We start from the raw sequence: 22,609 nt of genomic DNA on the forward strand, positions 1-22,609 counted from the left end.
TCCTATTGAAGGAAGTTAGCCCAGATACTCGATCATAATCCGGCAAATTTTGCCATCCAAGCCGTTGTTATAATGGCTTTCAACCGTGACATTGCCATTGTCGTAGGAGCCGCTGCTGTTGAACGTGCCGACCACCACAGAATCCTGAATATCGCCTTTTATCACGATTTTCGCCCAGTCATCGTCTTTGGAAGCGAATGGGCTGTCGTACACCCACATGACTGTCGGGCCGGGAACGCCTTCCAGCTTCATTGAACGCGCCTCATCGTTCTGGAAGCCGTGGTCTCCGTCCTTACAACTGATATCGTAACTAGTCCCGCCGCTAAGAGTGTTACCCACTTGATCTTGCGTTGCGCCATTGCCTTCCCAAAAAGAGATCTGTCCTTTGATCATTGTAATTTCCTCAATGTATGAGCTGCCTTTACAGATTGACGCAGCCACAAACTCTTTGCTGCGCGGGTAACGCTATGTTCTTGTGCAGGGATGAGCAATAGTGCTTTTTACCGAACAGTCCGCGAATACGCTGAATTTCACCGTGTTTGTGGCGCCTAAATGCTACGCTTATGGTATAGTTGCGCAGATTTTTTGCGCCATGCGGCGCGATATTTAACGACGATGCAGGAGTAAGTGAACAATGAAAGGCGCTGGCGGAACCTCCGGTGGAGTAGGGCAGTTTTTTATCGGATTAATCATGCTGTGCGGCGGGTTGTACATGTTGTTCAACTCTATCGTCGTCTCATCAAGCTTCGGCATGGGCATGCGTTTGTACGGCTTTAATGCATTTGGCGGCCACTGGGGCATTACTTCCGGTATGGTGATGATTCCTTTCATGTTCGGCGTAGGCCTGATTTTTTTCAGCGCGAAAAACATTCTTGGCTGGATTTTAACGATTGGCTCGCTGACGGCGCTGGTGTTTGGCGTTATTTCCTCCATCCACTTCAGTATGCGCTCCATGACGGCGTTTGAGTTGATCGTCATACTGGTTCTGGCGGTAGGCGGTTTAGGTTTGTTCCTGCGCTCTCTGCGCAGCCTGGGCGGGGATTGATCCTCGGCAAACAAACCTCGTCATACCTTATGCAAGGCGTCTCAATCGAGGCGCTTTTTTGTTGTCTGTCCAAATTTAGAGCCTGCAGATTCCCATCTTATTTCCTTAGCCTGCTAATAGCTACCTTCCTGAGCTTGTGCGTCGGAGCGTCAATTTCATGATGCGGATCAAGCCGCTAACACTTATTAAGATTCTGTTACAGCATAAAAATGGTTGATATTTAACCTGTGATCTATGCTTTTAATGGGTTTGACAGGCGTTAGTAGGTGTTATTTATGGCGGTTGGCGCTTTTTCCCGCTTCTTCTCCTTTCGTTTTAACAGCATAGGTTTCCGGGTTGCGGCTTTGTTATTGGTCACCGCCGTCATTGTGTCGGGCGCCTTTTCTTTTACCTGGAGCGGCATGTCGTCGGTGCGAGACCGGTTTTCGCACCTGATAGATACCGTTAATCGTTCTGGTGATCTTGCTGATGAGTTGGCGGTTAACTATCTCATTACTACCAAAGGCGTGAACAACATTCTGTCCGTCAACCAAGTGAATGAAGTGCGCGCCAAGCATGAGACGATCAAAGCGCTTACGCCCGGCTTTATGGAGAATGCGTCGCTCCTGGCGGAGTTGTCGCCCTCCACGCGGGAACAAGTGGACTTGCTGATAGCTCATCGTAACGAGCTGGACAGGTTGGTGGACAGTATCGTCAAGAGTCAGACGGACGCGATTGAGCTGGAGCAGCGTAATGTGGCTGCTCTCGCTGCGTTCCGGGCGGAAGGGGACAAGATTTCCAAAATGCTGGCGGATATGATTTCCCTTATCAACATGTTCGAAAGCGATTATCCAGTGGTGATCGAAGCGCAGAATTTGAAGCAAACGATTTTGAGTTTGCAGATCGCGGTGACGCGTTACACCTCAGAAAAAGATCGCAGTGTGATGAAGAAGCTGCAAGTGGAATTCGACGATGGCGTCAAAAAGGGCATCGCGACGTTAGAGACCCTCAAACGTATGGTGGAGGACGAAGCGACGCTGGCGGATATCGATGAAATCTATCGGGAATATAACGCCTGGATCAAAAAGCTGCAGGAGGAAAATGATATCTTTAATGCGTACCTGCTGCGTCTCAATAATCGGGATCAGGCCATCAAACTCGCCAACGACAGTGATGCGATCATCACTGACATGAACTCGGCGATTACCCGGATTAATCAGATCACTGGCGATCTGGTGGCTCAATCCAGCGAGGAGACCAATCAGGTCGTGGACAGGGTGAATCGCGCCATTGGCTTCGGCGCTATCGGTTCCCTGATATCTTTTGTGCTGGTGTCGATCATTATTCTTAACGTGGTGATCAAGCCTATCAAAGCGATTACGCGGCGAGTAATGGATATCGCCGAAGGAGAGGGCGACCTGACGCAAAGGGTAGAGGTTGGCAGCAAGGGAGAGATTGCGGTGCTGGCGTCTTATTTTAATGCGTTTATCTGCAAGATACAGGATGTCATCGTCAGCATTCAGTCCGCCAGCGAGAGCATGAAGGACAACATCAGCGAACTGGATAAATGCGCGCACAACACCTCTGACGTCAGTCAGCGTCAGCGTAATGAATCCGTATTATTACGGGAGGATATGGAATCTCTGTCGCAATCGGTGGATACGGTTTCGAAGTTTTCGCAAGACTCCATCCAACTCGCGGAGCAGGCCAACCAGATCGGCGAAAAAACCAAAAACCTGGTGGTGGACTCCATAGAGTCTATTGAAGGGCTGGCGACGGATATCAGCCAGGGTGCTGAAATTATCAAGGAGCTGGGTTCCGAAATTGAGCAAATCGACTCGGTCGTCAGCGTAATTCGCGCTATCGCGGAGCAAACCAACTTGCTGGCGCTCAATGCCGCTATCGAAGCGGCAAGGGCGGGAGAACAGGGTAGAGGTTTCGCTGTTGTGGCGGACGAAGTGCGCTCTCTCGCCTCAAGGACTCAAGATAGCACGGCGGATATTCAGGCGATGACGGAGAAGCTGCAGGAAGGCTCGAAAAAAGCCATCAGCTTTATGAATAAGAGCCAAGTGAAAGGCGGCGCCACGGTGGAGGAAGCCCGCGCTACCGGCGCACACTTGGATGAAATGGCGCAGGCTATTGAACGGGTGCGCAATATGAACAGCGAAATCAGCACCGCGGCGACGGCTCAAATGCAGCTTGCCCAGGGCGTAAATGGTCGTATTCGGCTGGTGGACGAGATAAGCCTGGAAACCGACAAGGAAGCCCACCGTAGCGCCGAAAACAGCGAACGTCTAAGCAACTTGAGTGAACAGCTGACGCAATTGGTGCGTAAATTCCGCATTTAGGTTTCCTGTTTTTCTCGGAGGGGGCGCTTCCTGGTCGCTCTCAAAGTCTATGCCCGTGACAGCAAAGGACTTTCATGCACTGCGGTTGGTTGTAATCGCCCGCCGGCTGGGTTATACCTCTGCGTCAAATCAGCTCCGGTAGTTAATCCATGAAGAAACCTCTTGCTCTGATGGGCGGCGTTCTGCTGCTCTCCTCATTTGCTCAATCCGCCAGCGCTGAATGGTTCAGTAAAGACTGGAATGGCATGGGTACAAAGATTCGCGCTGAAGTCTGGGTTGATGAAGGCGGTTCCGTTGAGGCGGAGAAAGCGTTTGCCGCAGTGGACCAGGAATTTGATCGAATTGAAGCGATGATGAGCGTCTACATCGACAGCAGCGAAATCTCCAAGGTGAACCAACTTGCCGCTAAGCAGGAGGTGGTTGTCACGCCGGAACTGTTTCATTTGATTGAAAAGGCGCAGCGGGTGTCTGAGTTGAGCGATGGCGCTTTTGATATCACGTTCGCCTCCATCGGTAAGTTTTATAACTATCGCGAAGAGCAGGCTCCCGACGATAAGCAGATAGAAGAAAACCTGCCCGCGATCAATTACCGCTGGATAGAAATGGACCCTGCGGCGCTCAGCATTCACTTCAAAGATCCGAGAGTCAGCATTGATCTGGGGGGCATCGCCAAAGGCTATGCGGTGGATAAAGCGATCGAAAAACTGGCGGGATTGGGAGTTCAGTATGCGCTGGTGAGCGCTGGAGGGGACAGTCGTCTTTTAGGTGATAAACACGGCCGCCCCTGGCTCGTCGGCGTGAAAGACCCGCGCCTGGAGGATAAGAATGCTGTGCTGATCCCTTTAGCGAACACTGCAGTCTCTACTTCTGGAGATTACGAGCGCTTCTTCATGCATGACGGTGAGCGGGTTCATCACATTATTTCTCCCAAAACCGGTAAATCTGCGGAGGAGTCCCAAAGCGTGACCGTCATCGGCCCTGACGCCACCACCACTGATGCGCTTTCGACCACGGTTTTTATTCTTGGCGCGGAAAGGGGGTTAGAGTTGATTGAAAAGCTGCCAGGAATTGATGCGATTATTATCGACCGCCACCGCAAAATGCATTACTCATCGGAACTGCAGCCGCCGACTGCCGAGTAGTCGCTGGAAATACGCCGCCGGATTGACGGCCGGTCATCATAAAAAAGGGCCCATTGGGCCCTTTTGCGCATACCGTCCGGTAATGATGAACTTAGCCGATAGTGCCGCTCACAATAGGTTGAAACGCAGTCAAACGATCCAGGTCGGAAGATGAGCCAAGCCCATGCTGCTGAAATCCTGGGGTGGAAGAGAACTGGTTTTGCTCGCCATGCAACGCCATATAGTTCAGCACCACAGTGTTAACCAGCAGGTTCACGTTATTGGCGGCTGGGCTGGAGCCAGTTTCCACGGAGGCGTCGGTGCGCATGTGGCCAATCTGGCGATGCCTCTCCTGTTGCTCTATCGAGGACCCCATCAGCGCGGGACGGCCGTTCGGGTTGTAAACCAGGAAAAACGACGCAGCGGTGGAAGAGTTGTCGCCGGTCCATTCGCCTTTACCGCGTCCATCCGCAGAGTCGTCAATACGGCCGTTACTGGCCACTGATCCGTCACTGAACACATACATCATCAGAGGGATACCCAGACGCGCAGCGTACTCCAGACAGGCTCCCATGCAGCGGCCTGCCCGCAGGTCGCGTCGTTCGCCTGTGGCGCGATCGCCAGTGTGATAGTCAAAGCCGCCCATGGTGATGGTGCCGGCGCCAGCATAACCGTTCAGCACCATCTTCATTACTGAAGCGGTTTTTCTGAACTCGCCGTCGCTATCGAATTCAGCCTGGGTGAATATGCCGGACGGGCCGACAATATCAGTATCAAGCGCTGGATTCAGCGAAGCGGGGTTGCCAAAGCGGTCCGCCAGATCGGCGCTCTTCAAGTAGCCGCAATCCACCAGTTTCTTTACTACCTCGTCGGTGGTGACTACGCCGGTTTTCTGATCGCTGATACGGTATATGGCTTCCATCACCGCTACCGCGTCGGACTGGTCCAATAGACCGACAAGATCGCCCACATCCACCAGGCCCGTTACATCGCTGGGGCGATCCACTTTGGTTGGGCGCACTTTGGGATTCATCAGCATCGCCGGGGCCATGGAGTTGCCGCCGGAATCAGAGCTGCTGGAGCCAATCAGCGAGACCAGCGAACCATCCGCGCCGGCGTTGTAGATCCCATACATGGGATTGTGCGGGTTGTTGCCGGTATCGTTGTCCGAACGCGCAGGAATGACCGCGCCGTTGACAAAGCCGCGAGTAGTGGCCTGGGTTTTCTCCAGAATGCCGCGCAAAAATGCGCTGTCGGAGTGAAACGCCAGTCCCAGCTCCTGGTTGACGAAGCCGCCAGGAACGCCGGGAGAGCTACCGATGGCGGGGGTTGTGTCGCCGGGTAGGCCGAGTTTGCTGTAACCCGCCGTGCTGAGAAAGTCCAACTGACCGCCCTGCTGTCCGACCAGGACGTTGGAGCCGGAAATGTTGGCCCCTCCCGCAAGATCGAAGCAGATGAATGGAATTTTTCCTGCGCCTTGTACCGCGATGCCGCAGGAAGATTTCAGCGACTCCAAATCCGAAGACAGTGCTGCGTGCGCCGCTTTTGGATTGGCGAAGAGGCCCAGTATGGAAGTGCCAAACATGGTTCCGGCGCCAGCCATAAAGCCCTGGGCGATAAAGTCCCTGCGGGTGACCGGGCGTTTGTGATCCGGATGAAACAGCGGCTCGTCGAGGCCGTAAGGTCCACGTCTTCTTGCCATGATAAAACCACCTCTATCGAAATTTTTTGCCGTTGATCGTTTAACTTATTGCACCAGCATCGCTGCACTGCCCAGTACGGCGGCGCAGGTCGCTTTGACAACCGTTTCAGTTCTGTCTGCGGAGCATCCGCCGCCGCATGCAACCAGTTTGTCGATCAACTGATTCAATTCGGCTCTCACATCAGCGTCATCCGGTTGTGACGCCAAATTTACACCCATGCCTTTATCCAGCAGTGGGTCAATAACCAAGTCTCTTCCTGCGCCGGAGAAGGCGCTGGAGGCGCTGGCGTTGAAATCGAAGCCAGGGAAAAATGCGCTACGCAATGTCGTGCTCTCCACCAGCGCATCGCAGTATTGGATCGCTAACTGGGTGACGCCCATTTGATGGGAGGCCAGGAAAGTATTGATGTTCTCCACGGTTGGCAACTGCTGTTTAACGGTGTCGAACGTGGCTGATACATTGGGATCTGACGTTTTCACCCCTGTGACCGCTGACATTGTCGCATTGATTTCATCGAAGTTGCGTAACCCGATTTCCGGCACAGGGTCGCCATCGGCGGGCGGGCCGGGAGGCGTGGGGGTTGCTTCAATATAGACATTGCTGTTGGAGCCAAGCAATTCGAAGGTCAGGAAGAATTCGTCTTCCTCTGGCCCTTTTTCCAGTCCAATGATAGTGCCTCTGTCAGACATCACTTGTCCGTTGTCAGGGGTGTAGCTGGACTCGCTCAGGGAAATGTCCATGTTATTGTACGCCTGGCCAACCGTAACCTCACGACCATTCATGCCAAGACGCATGCCTTTTACTGGGATGTTGGTGGGCGCTGCGTCAGGGTCAAGGCTGATAAAGAAGGGCGCGTTAAACAGATAGCTGTAGCTGTCGAACTGGCTGACCTCAAACACGATATAGCTTTGCGGCACATCGATAAGGTGAGATGTTCCAAACAACAGGTAGAACTTCTGGCCGACGCCTGCGTCAAAGTTCTGTGAAATCTGATCCTGCGTTAAGGCGCGATTGTGCACCGCCACCATACGGATGGTGCCTTGCCAGGGGCGATTATTGGAGGCTTCATTGCCTAATACAAAGGCGAATGTGTCGTCCCAATCGTTCAGGTTGCCGGAGGTCGACATGTCCTCGTCGTCAGTGAACTCGCCGTTCACATAGATGCGGCGTCCGTTAGCCGGGCTGTAAGTGGCGACCACGTGTTGCAGTGTGGCCTGCAGGTCTTCGTCATTGTTGTCTGTGACCAGGGCGGGCTCGCCATTCTGATCTGTCTCGCTGGTGCGGTTCAGGAAGCTGTAGCTGTACAGAACTTGTCCCAACGTAAAGTTACGGGCGTTGACGCCAGCGGAATAACTGATGATGCGCGCAGGACCTTCCTGTGTAACGTTGCCGGGCGCGACCCAGGCTTCTATCGTGTACTCGCCGGTAGCTTTGATCAGATCGTGCAGCTTCTTGCTATTAGAGGTAGCCCCTTGCGCCTTGCCGCCATTAAGCTTGATGCCCCAGCCGCCGACCCACTCCACGTCGTTGCTCAAAGTCAGGTTCAGCGCAGGCTCAATACCGCTGGTGTCATAAGCGGTGACGCCTTCACCAGTTTTGAATTCATACAAGGCGATAACATTTTGCTCGTAACGACCGCCGCTGTTCGCCGCCAAACCATCCGTCAGGTTGAGCGCCTTACTGGCGACCAATTGCGGATCAATCTGGTCGGGTTCGATAGTGCTGGAAAACGCGTTTACGGCTTCCAGCATTTGCGCTGCGTCATTGGCGCAGGAGCCGGACCAGCAGTTGTGGAACTCGTCGCGCAAACGTACTACGAAGCGTGAGTTGGCTGGCGTGCCCAGATCAATTTTGCTTTTCGCTGCAGCATAGGCGGAATCCACTTCAGAGGCTGCGAAGTAGGGGGACTGGGGAATCGCTGCGCTTTCCCGGTGGCAGCCTGCGCAATTAGCGGTCAGCAGCGGGTAAAGGGTGGAACTGAACAGCGCGGAGTCAGAGGGGAAGTTTTTGGTTTCGCCAGGATCTTTGTCCGCAGGCGCGATCAGGTCAATTTTTTTGGTGTCGCCGGAAGCGCCGCCAGCCCAGTCGCTAATGTATTTGGTGATCAGCTCGCCGCAGATCTGTACGCTGCTTTCCCAGCAGTTGTGGCCTTCGAGCACTTTCGAAACCATGCGGGATTGCGAGGGATCGCTGAGGTTGACGACTTTATTCGCTTCAGAGTAAGCGATATTTATGTCGTCTTTGTGCACGAACATCGGGGCCTGACCGCCAGAAGTATGACAGCCGCCGCACCGATTAGTGGGAGAAAGTTTGTCCCACAGACCGAGCTTAAACTGTTGCACGTCGTCCGTCGCTGGAGCTGGGCCGCTATAGTTGCCGCCTTGCCCGGGACGATTTGTATTTGGCAGGTTCTCATTGGAAGCTCCGCTATTGCCGCCGCAACCGCTGAGCAGAATGCTGACCGCGGCGATCGCAATGGCGACCGCTCTTATTATCTGCTGTTGTATTGAGCTCATGGTATTCACAGTCGTAATCCGATTAAGAATTCTTGTTTAGCGAAACAGGCAGCCTGTTTCACTCGCCCATGCAATATGCGGCTGATTCAGCGAAGACTCGCTTCATCTTGTAACCGCTGGCTTTGAATGAAGAAACCATCGTGCTGATCTGATTTCTGTCTGCGCTGTTAATCGGCGACCGCAGGCAAACTGTACGGAAGACGTTCTTGACCTGACATTGCGCAAAAGCCTCTGAATGCGCGAGCTCCATACCCATGGTTTTCGCTCCCTGACCTGATCCGCTCAGACTGTCGTCCCAACCCAGCAGGCTGTTCTGGCCTGCGCGCCAGTAGTTGTCCCAATGGTCATTTGGGGTGACGTAACCGTACTCAAAGGTGGTGGAGTTAATATGATACTTGCCTTGTACGCGAGTGCCCGTATCCGGGTCCGTCATGCCTTCTGCGTTATATAGCAGCACTCCGTTTTCGCCGTCGGGGTCGGCGTTCATATCATATTCGTATTCATAGTAGGCGTAGGCTTGCGCCATAGGGTCCATGCCGCTGTGGCAACCTACGCAGTTGTTAAGGAATATTCGGCTGTCTCCACCAGGGCTGCGCGATACATCCTGGCGAATGCGGTCAGGGGAGCGGGTGATATCTTTTACCTGCTCCAGATCGTTGCAAAGATGATTCATCAGCGTGAAGCGGAACATGGCGCGATTGGTGCCGCCGCTGAAGAAAGCTTTGGCGGCGGCCCGAGTGGTCATTACGCCAGCGGTCGCCTCTGCGGGCAACGCCTGGGTGGTGTGCACTAAATCGTCTTTCAGGCTGGCGCCCTGAATTTCCAGAAATTCGTAATGAGCGTTATTGGCCAGCGAGTAGGCGGGGGCGCCCAGGCTGCTTTTTCCGACATAAAGATGGTTGCCGTAAAGCACTTCCCGAAAATCGATCCCCAGAACATCTTCATCCCGAATCATACCAACGACGGTGGCGGTATAGTCGTTCAGGGGCACAAATAATGACTGCGCCTCATTGGTCCAGGGCGCAACCATGTTCTTCAGGGTTACGTCATAAAAATTATTGTTTTCCATAGCGGTATAGGCGGCGGCGATGGGGTCGCCAGAGGTTATATCGCTGGCCATGTCGTTTAGAACGGACTCGCTGGGAGGCACCCCGGCGATACGATCATGGATTCTCTTGGCCTGCTCCCTGGGGCCTGCCTCTGCCGCAGTACTAAGGGTCAAAGCCAATGAGAGTAGAGATATAACGCAACGCTTAACCTGTCTGCGCTTATTATCTATGGGTGTTAGACTACTCATATTTTATATTCTCCTGCAGCTCTCGTGCAGTGCGCTTAAACGAATGGTTAGGTGATAATTAATATTAATTGATAAAACGACAAATATTAAATGTTCATATGTTCTATGAAAAATGGCCTATACACAGAACTGGTCATAATTCTTTATAAAATAGTGTAGTAGAAGTGGCTAACGTGGTTTTGTGCTGGCCCGCACGGTATTACACTTACTTACAAATCCGCTCTGGCTTCTATAATTGTCCAAGACATAATTCAGAAGGGAGGGATATTAAGTATTTTCCACTTGGTATTTACTCAAGGATTTATAACTAAACAAGCGTTTGAATGGAGTGCGTCGAAATAATTGGCGCCGGGCAGGGGATAAATTAAGCTCATCGGCTTGTAACATTAATTTAAAATAATTGGCCTGATGGCCATTTGGCATTACTGACTGTGAATGCTTATGAATAAAACAATGACGCCGCCCAATAAATTATGCATATCTGGATATAAACGATTTGGTCGGATATTTCCTTTGTCTGCGTTGTCTGTAGCCCTTGCCGCCTGTGGCGGCGGTATCGGAGGCGCTAATCAGGACCCTGATCCTGTCATTCAGGATATCCCTATCGCCTACGTGAAACGCCCTTTGCTGGCTGATGAAGATAACAACTTGCTGAGCCTGGACGCCCGTGCGCCGCTCGATTTCCTTCCGGGCGCAGTGCTCTATCTGAGAAGTCAGGCGTCGCCCAGCGCCCCTGAGCGGGACATTAGTTCTCAGGCGTTTCGGGGAGCGGAATATCTTAACGATGAGGGGCGGCTTCTTTACGACGTAAGAGATGTCGATGTTTCCTCCGATGGCTCTAAAATCGTCTTCGCCATGCGTGCGCCGGAGATCGAGGATGCGGATGAAGACGAGCAGCCAACCTGGAATATCTGGGAATACGACGTCGCTTCCCGCAGTCTGGAGCGGGTGATCGCCTCGGACAACGTAGCGGAGGCGGGAGATGATATAGGTCCGCATTACCTTCCTGATGGACGTATTGTCTTTGCCTCCACCCGGCAGCGACAGTCTCAGGCGATATTGCTGGATGAAGGCAAACCGCAGTTTGAGGCATTGAATGAAGACCGTCGCGACCCGGCTCTGGCCCTCCATGTGATTAGTCCGGATACAGACGAGATCAAGCAGATCACCTTCAACCAAAGTAGTGACCTGGACCCGTTTGTCGCCCAGAACGGCAAGATAGTCTTTACACGCTGGGACAACATGGGCGGCAATAACTCCATGAACCTGTATCAGGTGAATCCTGACGGAACTGGCCTGGAATATCTGTATGGACGCCATAGCCATGACACGGGCTCCAGTAATGAGGCAGTGCAGTTTCTTAAGCCTGTTGAGCTGGAGGACGGCCGGATCATGGTGAGTCTGCGTCCTTATCAAAGCAGTCGTTATGGCGGAGCGCTGGTCGCCATTGATGTAGAGGATTTTACGGACCATGATCAGCCCACCTATGAAAATCGGGGCCTGCTGACGAACGGCCAGTCCAAACTGACGCCCAATGATGTCTCCACGGATGATGATGTGCAGACCCTCGCCGGAACCTTCAATTCCGCCTATCCCATGCTGGATGGCACCGGACGATTGTTGGTGAGCTGGAGTCAGTGTCGGTTGCTGGACTCCGATAACGATATTGTGCCTTGCACCAAAGACCGTCTGGAGGATTCCGACTATCAGGCGGCGCCGCCGTTATATGGACTGTGGATTTATAATGCGGTGGACGGCACGCAGTTGCCTGTGGTCATTCCCACTGAATATACCTTATACACCGACGCGGTGGTGCTGCAGAATCGTTCCCGACCGGACTTTATTCCGGATGGCGATGGTCTTGACGCCGATCTGGGCGATGCCGGGTATGGCGTAGTGCATATCCGGAGCGTCTATGATATTGACGGCGTTGATACGACCCCCGCGGGCGTTAGCGCCATGGCTGATCCCGTGCAGACGTCGGCGGACGATCGTCCCGCCAGATTTTTGCGGGTGGTCAAAGCGGTATCCATGCCTGACAGGGATATCGCCGACGTACCTGGGACCGCCTTCGGCGCCAGTGCGGGGCAGTTGATGCGGGAGATACTGGGTTATGTTCCCGTTGAGCCGGATGGCTCAGTGAAGTTTGCTGTGCCGGCGAATGTGGCGTTTGCGGTCAGCATCGTGGATAAGTCCGGTAAGCGCTCCAGTCCCCGCCATCAAAACTGGTTGCAGGTACGACCGGGAGAAACGATGGAGTGCGTTGGTTGCCATACGGCCAACAGCGAATTGCCTCATGGGCGGCCTGGCGCTCAGGCCCCGTCTGTCAATATCGGCGCGACCACGACCGGATTGCCATTCCCTAATACGGAACCGGCTTTGTTCGCCGATATGGGTGAAACCATGGCGGAAACTTACGCCCGAATCAACGGGTTGCGTTACCTGAATCCTGATATTGTATTTGACGATGACTGGACCGACGCTAATATTACTGCAAAAGCGGAGAGTTTCAGTTATGCCTACGCCGACTTGGCGACGAGCGCCCCGGTGTCTAGCGCATGCGCTTCCCCTAAGGATGCGAAATGTCGAGTGGTGATTAATTACGAGACGCATATTCATCCTCTGTGGGGTAAAAATCGTCAGGTTTTGGACGATGATGGGACTACAGTGCTGTCAGACAACACATGCAGCTCCTGCCATGGGCTGGCTGACGCCATGTCGGAAGTTCAGGTTCCAGAAGCACAATTGGATTTGAGCGATGGACCATCGACGGATCAGGCGGATCACTTTAAATCCTATCGTGAACTGTTGTTCAACGATGCGGAGCAGGAGCTTATCGAAGGAGTGCTTGTGGACCGTCAGATTCCTGTCCTGGACAATGAGGGCAACCCAGTATTCGAGACGAATGGAGACGGCGAACTGGTTCTGGATGACGATGGCAATCCAATTCCGGTGACGACCACGGTTGCTGTCAATCGCTCGATGACGCCGCAGGGCGCTGTGGCCAGCACTCGCTTTTTCGCGCCTTTCCAGACAGGGGGAAGCCATGAAGGATGGCTGGACCCGGTCGAGTTGAAGTTGATATCCGAGTGGCTGGATATTGGAGCGCAGTACTATAACAACCCATTTGACGTTCCACAGGATTAAAGACACTTGTTAGCGGTAAGAATATTCCCGGTTTTATTGGTTATCCTTTGTTGTTTTTCACTGAAGAGTTTTGCTGAAGACGAGTATCAGACGGTAGAAGTCGCCGAACCTTACCTGGAGTTCCGTACGGGACCGGGTAGGGGCTACCCGATATTTTTCGTTGTTGAGCAAGGCGAAGAAATAGAAATCCTCAAACGGAAAACCGAGTGGTTCAAAGTGCGCAACGCCAAGGGACAGGAAGGCTGGGCCAGCCGTGCCCAAATGGAAATGACTCTGGATGGAAGCGGCGAACAAGTCGCCTTCACCGAGCCGCGCTTTGACGACTTTTCCTCTCGCAGTTGGGAGGGCGGCGTCGCTACTGGCGATTTTGGCGGCGCAGCGGTGAACTCCATGTATGTGGGTTACCTCTTCACTCCCAATCTATCAACAGAGCTTTGGGCCTCTCAGGTGTTGGGCGACTTTTCCCAGATCATGATCGCGGACCTGAATATTGTGCACCAGCCTTTCCCTCACTGGCGTATTTCTCCTTTCTTCACGTTGGGAACCGGCGCCGCGTTCATCAAGCCGAAAGCGACGCTGGTGAATGAAGACAACAGGGTTGAGGAAGCCGTACATTACGGGCTCGGGGTCAGATGGTATATGACCAACCGTTATTTTATCCGGATGGAATACAAAGACTACGTGGTCTTCACAGACCGCGACGAAAACGAAGAAGCAGAAGAATGGAAAATTGGATTAAGCGTATTTTTCTAACCAACGGGCGGCGTCCGGTGGCGGGCGCAGCGCTGGCGTGCGCAATAGCGGCGGCGGGAGCCGGTCAGGTGTTTGCAGAAGAAGCGGATGCGGAGTCGGAGCCAGTTGTTAAACCGCTGATTGAGCCGGAAGTAACGCCGCGCCGCGTTCAGGAAGACCTGATTGACACGGAAGACTTTGAAGTCGGCGTATACACTGGCCTGATGAGTGTGGAGGACTTCGGCGTTAACTTCGTGATAGGCGCGCGCGTGGCCTACCATATTAATGAAGACCTGTTCGTTGAGGGCAACTATGGCTTTACCGACACCAGCGAGACCAGCTATGAAAAGCTGAGCGGCTCCGCCAAGCTGCTGAAAGACGATGAGCGCGACCTGACTTATTACAACCTTTCTCTGGGGTATAACATTTTTCCTGGAGAAATATTCCTGGGCAGTAAATACGCTTTCAATACCAATTTCTATGTCGTGGGTGGGTTGGGAAGCACTCAGTTCGCCGGCGATGATCGCTTGACGGCCAACTTCGGCTGGGGGTTTCAGATGTTGGGGACTGACTGGTTGTCCCTGCATCTGGGCATGAGAGACCACATTTTCGACACCGATATCCTGGGTGAGGACAAGAAGACCCATAACCTGGAAATGACTACAGGCCTGTCTGTTTTCTTCTAGAAAAAGACTGGGAAGGATGGCGTCGTAGAAAGATTTGTTTGAGGAGGTAATGCAATGAAAACGAAATTCTTTAAAAGTGTGGCGGCGCTCTGCTTTGTGCTCTCCGCTTTCGTTATGTCTCTGGGCGCAGGCGCTGCGGAGATCAAAAAAGGACCGGCGGCGGACTTTACGCTGAAAAGCTCACTGGGCAAGAATCTGCGCTTGCAGGAACATCGCGGCCAAGTGGTGTTGATCAATTTCTGGGCTTCCTGGTGTGGGCCGTGCCGTCAGGAAATGCCCATATTGGAAGATATCTATAAGAAGTACGAAAAATTCGGCTTCACGATTTTTGCGGTGAACGTGGATGAAGATTCTTCGTTGGCTAACGAGTTTCTGAAAGACACCCCCGTTACATTTCCGATTCTTTACGACAATCAGAACAAGGTCAGCCGTCTGTATGACGTGAAAGCGATGCCGACGACCGTCATCGTGGATCGAAACGGTAACATGCGTTATCTGCATAAGGGCTACCAGCCTGGTACGGAAGATCATTACATCAAAGAAGTCAAAGCGCTGATTCGCGAGTAAAACAACAATGAAAAAGTGGCTATTACTGCTGTTGGCGCCCATGCTTCTTGGAGGTTGCAGCAGCATTGAACCCTGGGTTATGCCCTATGAGCGCAATAATCTGGCCGACCCAATCATGAGCTTCGGCCGTACCGGCATCGCTGGTTCTTATATGCATCACGTTTACCAGGCTCGTGAGGGCGCCCGTGGCGCTGAAGGCGGCTCTGGCGGAGGCTGCGGTTGTAATTGATATGAGAAACTTACACCGCACTGCAGCGATTTTCAGCTTGTTGGCGACCGCATTATCCGCCGGCGCCGCCGTGTTGCCAGAAGAAAAAGCGGAAGCCATGTATCACCGCTATGAAGGCGGGGGCATGGAGATCGACGGTCCATCCGTTCTGGTAAGAAAGAACTTCGACGCCAGTTTCTCTTTGAGCGCTAACTATTATGTCGACTCCGTCAGCGCCGCCTCCGTGGATGTGCTGGCGAGGGCGACTCCCTATGTAGAAGAGCGGACGGAAGGCGGCCTGGGCGTGGACTATTTGTATAACAAGTCCATCATGAGCTTCGCCTATACCAACAGCCAGGAAAACGATTTTGACGCTGAATCCATTCACTTCAATATCAGTCAGGACTTTTTCGGTGATCTGACTACTCTGTCAATGGGCTACTCGAAAGGATGGGATAACGTACGCAGCAAACTGGACCCGTCTCTTGATGAGGAGGTGGATCGTCAGCATTACCGACTTGGCGTCACGCAGGTGCTGACCAAGAACGCGCTGCTCAACCTGGATGTTGAGACGATTACGGATGAAGGCTATTTGAATAACCCTTACCGGGTATACCGTTTCCTCGATAGCAGCAGTCCGAAAGGTTATGAGTACAGAATAGAAAAGTACCCCACAACGCGAACGAGCAACGCGGTAGCGGTGCGAGGCATGTACTACCTGCCATATCGGGCGGCTATCAAAGGCGAATTCCGGTATTTTTCCGACTCATGGAACATCAAAGGCTACAACTATGAATTGGCGTACGTACACCCGTTCGGCGATCAATTCATTACCGAATTCAAGTTCCGCCACTATGAGCAAACCAAAGCGGAGTTCTACGACGACCTGTTCGAGGGCGAAGACGTCCGTACTTTTATGGGGCGCGACAAAGAGTTGAGCACCTATAGCGGCGACAGCGTCGGCGTTGGTCTGACTTATGAATTCAATAAAGGTTTTTCCTTTATTGAAAAAGGCAGCATCAACCTGTTTGTCGACTTTATGAAATTTGAATATGAGGACTTCCGCGATGTGACGCGAACCGGGTTCGCTCCGGGCGAAGAGCCTTTGTACGAATTTGACGCCACCGTGATTCGCTTCTTCGTCACCGCTTCCTACTGATAGCGGCGATGTTATCCGTTACAGGATGCGATTAATTAAATTGGGATTGAAAGTATGAATTACAAAAACAGCCTGGCCCATGCATTGTTCCTGATTTTGCTGCTGTTGTCGGCCATGGCCCGAGCGGAGGAGGGCGTTGAAGACGCCGCTCCCGCTGACGAGATGCAAATAGCGGAAGACGCCGACATGGCCTCCGTGGATCCCGACACGCCTATCGTGGATCAGGTGCAGTCGCTTAAACAGAAAGCCATCGAGCTTAACCGCGACCTGTTTATTCTGGAGGAAGACCTGCTGTTTCCCGCCAGCACCCAGTTTGTGGTGTTCCTCTCCGTCGACGTTGGCGAGTTTTTCCAACTGGATGCGGTAGAGGTCAAAATTGATGGTGAAACGGTGGCCAGCCACCTTTATACGCAGCGCCAGGCCAAGGCTCTCTACAAAGGCGGCATGCAGCGTCTGCATATTGGCAACCTGAAAACTGGCGAGCATGAAATCACCGCTTTTTTCACAGGTGTAGGGCCCAGCGGTCGCGACTATAAGCGTGGCGCGACTCAGAAATTTGCAAAAGGGTCCGACATCAAAACACTGGAGTTGCGCATTACCGACTCTACCAAGAAGTACCAACCTGAGTTCACCGTCGTTGAATGGGAATAACTTTAACTGTGTCTGGTAGCCGGTAGTCACTGAGGCAATGAAAAGAATATTTAGAAAAACAATACCGTCTCTTCTCGTTCTTGCGTGCCTGGGGCAAAGCGCCTACGCCGCGGATGAGAAGAAGCCCGAACGGGCGCTGGATCTGCAGTACGGTAAGGTGCTGTTCGAGTTCTATCAGCAGCGTTATTACGGCGCGCTCACGGATTTATCTATCGGTGAATTGCGTAACAATATCACCCATCATGGCGACCATCCCCAAGTGCTGAAGGGGGGAATGCTGCTTTCATACGGCATGGTCGACGAAGCCAGGCGTATTTTTGAGAATCTGCTGGAAGGCAAGGTGACCCCGGAAGTCCGGAACCAGGCCTGGTTCTACCTTGGCAAAGTGTATTACCAGATGAGGAAATGGGAGAACGCCAAGTCTTCATTTCAGCGTGTTGATCGTGAATTGTTGGAAGATTCCGATTCGGAATTGCTGGAAGAGTACTTTTACCTTCAGGGGCAAACCGCCCTGGGGCTGGAGGATTTGAAGGCGGCGGAAGAATTTTTACAGCCGTTGCCGAAAGACTCTTACTGGCGCGCATACCTGGATTACAACCTGGCTCTGAATCAAAGAAAGGCTGGCGACCTGGATTCGGCGCTGCGTCGATTGGAGAGCGTTAGCGCGCCGACGCCCCAGGACGAGGACGCCCCCAATGAGTTTTACGCGTTGCGTGACAGAATCAGCCTCACTACCGGTGTGCTCAGAATGGAGCAAAACGACTATGCCGGCGCCATGACGGAATTCCGCAAAGTGCGCATAAATGGTCCCTGGTCGGATCAGGCGCTTTTCGGGTACGCCCTGGCGGCCTCCAATTCCGGCGAGTTCGGTCTGGCGATTCAGTCTCTGCAGACATTAAGCAGCAAGCAGGCCGCTAACCCCATTATTCAGGAATCTCATTTCGCTATTGGTTATGTCTATGAGCAGCTTGGGCAAAAAGTGAAGGCGCTCAACGCCTACGCTGGCGCCGTCACTCAGTACCAGGAAAGTTTGCGTCTTCTGGAAACCAATATCGCAGAGCTGGATGAAGATCGCCTGTTCGACAGCCTGGAGTTTGGCGGCGACCCGGAACTGCGCATCACCCGCCTGGATGACGACAATATTCATGTGGATGAATACGGACGGCTGGATGTGCGCCCGGCTTCCTATGGTCTTGCTCATCTGGTGGCCCAGGAAGAGTTTCAGCGTGTTCTCAAGGAGCTGCGTGAGCTGACGTTGCTGCAGAATACCTTGAACGAATGGCTGCGCAAGGTGGACAGCTTTGACGTAATGATCGATACCCGAAAGATCGCAAGAGAAGCGCGTATTCGGGAAACCCGAGAAAAAATGACTTCCCTGGACGCTGACCGAATTCGCACTGAACGCAACGCTCTGGCCCGGGTTATCGCCGAAGGCGAAGCGGCTGGCGACGGCCCTTACTTTCTGACGGAAGACCAATTGGGATACAAGGCGATCATTGAGCGCTCAAAGCGCACAATCGAGTTAATGCGCCAAGACCCCGACTGGGCCGAGGATGTGCCGGAATATGAAGAGAAGCTGCGTCGTATGGAAGGTTTCCTGAACTGGACTCTCAGCGAAGAGTTCCCCGAGCGGCTTTGGGAGGCCAAGCAGGAGCTGGCGGAGCTGGATGCGGCGCTGAAGGAATACGCGTTGCGCAGCGTGAGAATTAACAACCTTATCGCCAAATCAGAACAACTGGAAACGCTTGAGCAGCGAGTGGATAGCGCCAGGCCTCGTTTGCAGGAGCTAAGCGATCAGGTGCGCCGTGCGCTTACACGGGCGAAAACCACCGTGAGCGATATGGCCAGAGATGAATTATTGCGGCAGAAAGATCAGGTTAACTACTACATGACGTCCGCCAAACTGGCGCGCACCCGGTTATCCGACGAACTTCTCGACGGAGAGGGGGGCGGCTTATGAGGGCGCTGACGTTAACCGCTATCGCTGTCGTAGTGAGCGGCTGCTCGCTGTTCTCCGGTTCTGAGCAAAGTCGCCGTGCTGACGACCAGCCGACGATCGCCGAGTTGAAGCCAGCGATCATTGAGGATCAGGGCGAAGAGACGGTGAACATTAACATTGATGAGGTCATCGCTAACTACACCGACCTGCTGACCGTGGTCGAAGATCCCGAAACGCGCACCAAGATTCTATATCGGCTGGCGGACTTGCAGATGATTCGCAATGAAGAGTCATCCGTGACGCAAGAGGTGGTGGATTATTCGGAAGGATCGGCGGCGTACTTCGCCGTGGCGATCTCGGCTTATGAAGGGCTGTTAAAGAAATATCCCAATCGGGCGGAAAACGACCAGGTATTGTATCAATTGGCGAAAGCCTATGACCTGGAAGGACGTCGCGACGACTCTTTCACCACACTGAACCGTCTGGTGAAAGAGTTTCCACGTTCCCCCTATTTTTATGAAGCGCAGTTCCGGCGTGGAGAGATACTGTTCTCCAATGGCGAATATGGTTCCGCTCAGCGCGCCTTTGAATCCGTTATTCGCGGCGGAGCCAAAACCGGCTTTGAACAGCAGGCCTTGTACATGCATGGCTGGTGCCTGTTCAAGCAGGGGGAGTACGAAACCTCACTGGACAGTTTCGTCAGAGTGCTGGATCTGGTAATGCCGGAAACGGATGACCTGGACGCGTTATCCAAGGAGTCGCGCACGCTGGTGGAGGATCAATTGCGGGTGATGGGCTTCGCCTTTAATTATCTGGATGGAGTGGACACGGTCACGAGCCTGTTTGAGAGAGTGGGCGCACGCAGTTATGAACACCTGATTTATCAGCAATATGGCGAACTGCTGGTTAAAGAAGAGCGCTATACGGACGCAGTTTCCGTTTATCGCCGCTTTATCGAATTACACCCCCTCAGTAAATGGTCGCCTTATTATCAGGAGCGCGTCATTCAGGCGCTCATCGTGGCGGGCTTCGGCAGTTCGGTGTTGCCGGAGAAGGCGGCGTTCGTCAAGAACTATGGGGTTACCAGTGACTTCTACTGGCGGCAGCAGGATGAGAAGGTCAAAGCCTTCACCGTTGACAAGCTGCGTGTCTATATCGACGAACTGGCCACCCATCATCACGCCGCCGCGCAGACGCTGGAGCGGAATATCGCCTCGGCGCGCAATGGCCGAGCAAAAGGGTTGGACGGCAAGGAGATAAGCGCCCAGCAGGCGCGCACCGCCATGCGCGACGAGTACGCCAGCGCGGCTGCTTATTATCAGGAGTTTGTGGATACTTTCCCGCAAGATCCGAAAGCGCCGCAAATGGTATTTTTGCGTGGTGAAACCCTGTTCGCCGTACAGCGTTACGAGGAGGCGATAGTCGCCTACGAAAAAGCCGCGTACGAATACAAAGGCTTCGCCAAAGGCGCAGAAGCCGGTTATGCGGCGATTACCGCTTTTGATGAACTGGCGTCAGGTTCTGCGGAAAATGAGCGTGAGCAGATTGAGCTGCGCAAGATTGAGAGCCAGATTCGCTTCGCTCAATCTTACGCCTCGGATCCGAGAGCGGGCGCGGTAATGGCCTCGGCGGCGGAGAAACTGTTCGCGATGAAAGACTATGCGCGGGCGATCGATGTGGCGCAACGCCTGACGCAACGCACGCCGCCGCCAGACAACTCCTCCTTGCTGGGCGCATGGCTGATCATCAGCCACAGTCAATTTGAACTTAAGCAGTATGGGGAAGCGGAGAAATCCTATTCCCGAGTGCTGGCGGTGATGCCCGAGAATGACAAGCGGCGCGGGGAAATTTCCGAGTTGCTCGCCGCCAGTATCTATAAACAAGGCGAACTGATGCTCGCGGCGAATGACGTCAACGGCGCTATTGACCAGTTTCTGCGCGTCGGACAGGCGGCGCCCGCTGCGTCGGTGCGTGCGAATGCGGATTATGATGCGGCTACCTATATGCTGCAGCAAGGACAGTGGGATCGCGCGATCTCCGTTCTGAATGGTTTCCGCCAGCGCTACCCGCAGCATGAGCTGGCCAAAGATGTTCCCGCTAAGCTGGCGATGGCCTATCGCAATACGGAGCAGTGGGACGCCGCCGCCGGCGAACTGGCGGTCATTTCGCAGAGTCACCCGGACGGTGAAACCCGCCGCGAATCGTTGCTGCTGTCAGCGGAGCTTTATGAAAAAAGCGGTCAGCTGCAGAGGGCCATAGAGACATATCGGGATTACGCCAACAGTTATCCTGAGCCGGCGGACATGGCGGCGGAGGCCGGATATACGTTGAGCGAGCTGTACGCCAAAGCGAATGATCCTATCAAACAGCGTTTCTGGCTGCAGAAAGTGGTGCAGGGGTATGAAGCTTCTGGATCGCAAGGATCTGATCGCATGCGTTATCTGGCGGCTAAATCGTCAAGCGTATTGGCGGATGACGCCTTCATTCAGTTTAAGAGCATTAAACTGACCGCTCCGCTGCCAAACTCCTTGCGTTCAAAACAAGAAGCGATGAAGCGGGCGATGGCCGCCTATAAGAAAACGGCGAATTACCGTATTGCGGAGTTCACCACGCGGTCGTCATACCGGATGGGGGAAATATACTCTCAGCTCAGCCGCGACCTGCTGGATTCGGAGCGCCCCCGCAATCTCAATGAACTGGAGCTGGAGCAATATCAATTATTGCTGGAGGAACAGGCGTATCCTTTTGAAGAAAACGCCATTCAGTTGCATGAGGCGAACGCACAGCGGAGTTGGAGCGGAACCTACGATGAGTGGGTGAAAAACAGCTTTGAGGCGCTGAAGAAGCTGTTCCCTGCGCGCTATAAAAAATCGGAAGAGATCCCAGAGTTCAGTGAAAACATTCTTTAGTTGTAAAAGCAGTATTCGCGTTGGTTGTCTGGCGTTGACTCTGTTGCTGGCGGCCTGTTCCGGCTCGCCTCAGAAGCCGTCGGGCAACGGTGGAGCGACAGGCGGCGCAGACCTCTCTCAGGTTCCCGAGGGCGCGCGCAATCAATACGCCGCCGCTTTGCGTGATCAAAAAGCCCGCAACTTTGGCTCCGCCCTGAAAAAGTTTCAAGGTGTGAGCGAAGACTATCCGCAGCTGTCCGGCCCCTATATCAATATGGGCATCATTTACATGAATACCGATGCGCCGGACCAGGCGCAAGCGATGTTCGAGAAGGCGGTCAGCGTCAACGGACTGAATCCTGAAGGGTATACTCTGCTGGGGTATCTGGCCCGTCGCCAGGGTAAGTTCGCGGAAGCGGAAGAATATTACAGGAAGGCGATCGCCATCGACGGCTCCTACGCCCCCGCCCGGTTGAACCTGGGAATTACCTATGACTTGTACATGGGCAAATTACAGGAAGCGTTGGAGCAGTATCAGATTTATCAAAGCCTGCAGGCGCAACCCGACGATGAAGTGAATCGTTGGATTGTTGATCTGCAGAGTCGACTACAGTAACAGGAGG

17 protein-coding genes are annotated in these 22,609 nt (G+C 53.4%); 13 read left to right on the forward strand and 4 right to left on the reverse strand.

Annotated features, from left to right (window positions below; translation table 11 throughout):
* Window positions 1–15: 15 nt before the first annotated feature.
* On the reverse strand, window positions 16–393 hold the full coding sequence (locus AC2IBB_RS13610) for a hypothetical protein (protein ID WP_486333377.1): 378 nt from the start codon (window positions 391–393) through the stop codon (window positions 16–18).
* A 241-nt stretch (window positions 394–634) separates the two neighbouring features.
* On the opposite strand from AC2IBB_RS13610, the gene AC2IBB_RS13615 reads away from it, so the two are divergent.
* The 3 genes from AC2IBB_RS13615 to AC2IBB_RS13625 all read left to right on the forward strand — a co-directional run bounded on the left by AC2IBB_RS13615 (window position 635) and on the right by AC2IBB_RS13625 (window position 4,514).
* Complete coding sequence (locus AC2IBB_RS13615) at window positions 635–1,045, forward strand: hypothetical protein (RefSeq protein ID WP_486333378.1); 411 nt, start codon at window positions 635–637, stop codon at window positions 1,043–1,045.
* Window positions 1,046–1,320: 275 nt separating this feature from the next.
* Complete coding sequence (locus tag AC2IBB_RS13620; protein WP_486333379.1) at window positions 1,321–3,372, forward strand: methyl-accepting chemotaxis protein; 2,052 nt, start codon at window positions 1,321–1,323, stop codon at window positions 3,370–3,372.
* Between the two features lie 149 nt (window positions 3,373–3,521).
* Window positions 3,522–4,514 (forward strand): FAD:protein FMN transferase, encoded by a 993-nt coding sequence (locus AC2IBB_RS13625; protein ID WP_486333380.1) that lies wholly within the window; start codon window positions 3,522–3,524, stop codon window positions 4,512–4,514.
* Window positions 4,515–4,605: 91 nt separating this feature from the next.
* Here the strand turns inward: AC2IBB_RS13625 and AC2IBB_RS13630 are convergent, their stop codons facing one another.
* Genes AC2IBB_RS13630 through AC2IBB_RS13640 form a run of 3 tightly spaced genes read right to left on the reverse strand, consistent with a single transcriptional unit; the run spans window position 4,606 to window position 10,009 of the window.
* A complete protein-coding gene (locus AC2IBB_RS13630) occupies window positions 4,606–6,195 on the reverse strand; it encodes a hypothetical protein (RefSeq protein WP_486333381.1) in 1,590 nt (529 codons plus the stop codon).
* Window positions 6,196–6,240: 45 nt separating this feature from the next.
* Complete coding sequence (locus AC2IBB_RS13635; RefSeq protein WP_486333382.1) at window positions 6,241–8,712, reverse strand: LamG domain-containing protein; 2,472 nt, start codon at window positions 8,710–8,712, stop codon at window positions 6,241–6,243.
* A gap of 58 nt (window positions 8,713–8,770) precedes the next feature.
* Window positions 8,771–10,009 carry a hypothetical protein gene (locus AC2IBB_RS13640; protein WP_486333383.1) on the reverse strand — a complete coding sequence of 413 codons (1,239 nt, stop codon included), beginning with the start codon at window positions 10,007–10,009 and terminating at the stop codon, window positions 8,771–8,773.
* Between the two features lie 513 nt (window positions 10,010–10,522).
* Between AC2IBB_RS13640 and AC2IBB_RS13645 the strand changes: the two genes are divergently transcribed.
* Genes AC2IBB_RS13645 through AC2IBB_RS13690 form a run of 10 tightly spaced genes read left to right on the forward strand, consistent with a single transcriptional unit; the run spans window position 10,523 to window position 22,602 of the window.
* Window positions 10,523–13,156: an HzsA-related protein gene (locus AC2IBB_RS13645; RefSeq protein WP_486333384.1), complete on the forward strand. Its 2,634-nt coding sequence runs from the start codon at window positions 10,523–10,525 to the stop codon at window positions 13,154–13,156.
* 6 nt (window positions 13,157–13,162) lie between these two features.
* Window positions 13,163–13,909, forward strand: coding sequence for an SH3 domain-containing protein (locus AC2IBB_RS13650; protein WP_486333385.1), 747 nt, complete (start codon window positions 13,163–13,165; stop codon window positions 13,907–13,909).
* Window positions 13,879–14,574 carry an outer membrane beta-barrel domain-containing protein gene (locus AC2IBB_RS13655; protein WP_486333386.1) on the forward strand — a complete coding sequence of 232 codons (696 nt, stop codon included), beginning with the start codon at window positions 13,879–13,881 and terminating at the stop codon, window positions 14,572–14,574. Before AC2IBB_RS13650 ends, AC2IBB_RS13655 begins: the two co-directional genes overlap by 31 nt.
* Window positions 14,575–14,628: 54 nt before the next feature.
* Window positions 14,629–15,141 (forward strand): TlpA family protein disulfide reductase, encoded by a 513-nt coding sequence (locus AC2IBB_RS13660; protein ID WP_486333387.1) that lies wholly within the window; start codon window positions 14,629–14,631, stop codon window positions 15,139–15,141.
* 7 nt (window positions 15,142–15,148) lie between these two features.
* Window positions 15,149–15,370 carry a DUF4266 domain-containing protein gene (locus tag AC2IBB_RS13665; RefSeq protein ID WP_486333388.1) on the forward strand — a complete coding sequence of 74 codons (222 nt, stop codon included), beginning with the start codon at window positions 15,149–15,151 and terminating at the stop codon, window positions 15,368–15,370.
* Between the two features lies 1 nt (window position 15,371).
* Window positions 15,372–16,508 (forward strand): DUF3570 domain-containing protein, encoded by a 1,137-nt coding sequence (locus AC2IBB_RS13670; protein ID WP_486333389.1) that lies wholly within the window; start codon window positions 15,372–15,374, stop codon window positions 16,506–16,508.
* Window positions 16,509–16,562: 54 nt separating this feature from the next.
* Window positions 16,563–17,159, forward strand: a complete 597-nt coding sequence (locus AC2IBB_RS13675; protein WP_486333390.1) for an AraC family transcriptional regulator — start codon at window positions 16,563–16,565, stop codon at window positions 17,157–17,159.
* Window positions 17,160–17,196: 37 nt separating this feature from the next.
* Window positions 17,197–19,119 (forward strand): tetratricopeptide repeat protein, encoded by a 1,923-nt coding sequence (locus tag AC2IBB_RS13680; protein ID WP_486333391.1) that lies wholly within the window; start codon window positions 17,197–17,199, stop codon window positions 19,117–19,119.
* Window positions 19,116–22,007, forward strand: a complete 2,892-nt coding sequence (locus tag AC2IBB_RS13685; protein ID WP_486333392.1) for a tetratricopeptide repeat protein — start codon at window positions 19,116–19,118, stop codon at window positions 22,005–22,007. Before AC2IBB_RS13680 ends, AC2IBB_RS13685 begins: the two co-directional genes overlap by 4 nt.
* A complete protein-coding gene (locus AC2IBB_RS13690; RefSeq protein ID WP_486333393.1) occupies window positions 21,991–22,602 on the forward strand; it encodes a tetratricopeptide repeat protein in 612 nt (203 codons plus the stop codon). Before AC2IBB_RS13685 ends, AC2IBB_RS13690 begins: the two co-directional genes overlap by 17 nt.
* Window positions 22,603–22,609: the final 7 nt, after the last annotated feature.

The sequence above is a fragment of the Hahella sp. NS-SX17 genome (assembly GCF_057367735.1).

What these genes read in the sequence shown, in the direction of transcription:
- AC2IBB_RS13610 (WP_486333377.1), bottom strand. Translation starts at nt 393, where the DNA reads ATGATCAAAGGACAGATCTCTTTTTGGGAAGGCAATGGCGCAACGCAA.
- AC2IBB_RS13615 (WP_486333378.1), top strand. Translation starts at nt 635, where the DNA reads ATGAAAGGCGCTGGCGGAACCTCCGGTGGAGTAGGGCAGTTTTTTATC.
- AC2IBB_RS13640 (WP_486333383.1), bottom strand. Translation starts at nt 10,009, where the DNA reads ATGAGTAGTCTAACACCCATAGATAATAAGCGCAGACAGGTTAAGCGT.
- AC2IBB_RS13665 (WP_486333388.1), top strand. Translation starts at nt 15,149, where the DNA reads ATGAAAAAGTGGCTATTACTGCTGTTGGCGCCCATGCTTCTTGGAGGT.
- AC2IBB_RS13620 (WP_486333379.1), top strand. Translation starts at nt 1,321, where the DNA reads ATGGCGGTTGGCGCTTTTTCCCGCTTCTTCTCCTTTCGTTTTAACAGC.
- AC2IBB_RS13630 (WP_486333381.1), bottom strand. Translation starts at nt 6,195, where the DNA reads ATGGCAAGAAGACGTGGACCTTACGGCCTCGACGAGCCGCTGTTTCAT.
- AC2IBB_RS13655 (WP_486333386.1), top strand. Translation starts at nt 13,879, where the DNA reads ATGGAAAATTGGATTAAGCGTATTTTTCTAACCAACGGGCGGCGTCCG.
- AC2IBB_RS13625 (WP_486333380.1), top strand. Translation starts at nt 3,522, where the DNA reads ATGAAGAAACCTCTTGCTCTGATGGGCGGCGTTCTGCTGCTCTCCTCA.
- AC2IBB_RS13685 (WP_486333392.1), top strand. Translation starts at nt 19,116, where the DNA reads ATGAGGGCGCTGACGTTAACCGCTATCGCTGTCGTAGTGAGCGGCTGC.
- AC2IBB_RS13680 (WP_486333391.1), top strand. Translation starts at nt 17,197, where the DNA reads ATGAAAAGAATATTTAGAAAAACAATACCGTCTCTTCTCGTTCTTGCG.
- AC2IBB_RS13660 (WP_486333387.1), top strand. Translation starts at nt 14,629, where the DNA reads ATGAAAACGAAATTCTTTAAAAGTGTGGCGGCGCTCTGCTTTGTGCTC.
- AC2IBB_RS13635 (WP_486333382.1), bottom strand. Translation starts at nt 8,712, where the DNA reads ATGAGCTCAATACAACAGCAGATAATAAGAGCGGTCGCCATTGCGATC.
- AC2IBB_RS13675 (WP_486333390.1), top strand. Translation starts at nt 16,563, where the DNA reads ATGAATTACAAAAACAGCCTGGCCCATGCATTGTTCCTGATTTTGCTG.
- AC2IBB_RS13670 (WP_486333389.1), top strand. Translation starts at nt 15,372, where the DNA reads ATGAGAAACTTACACCGCACTGCAGCGATTTTCAGCTTGTTGGCGACC.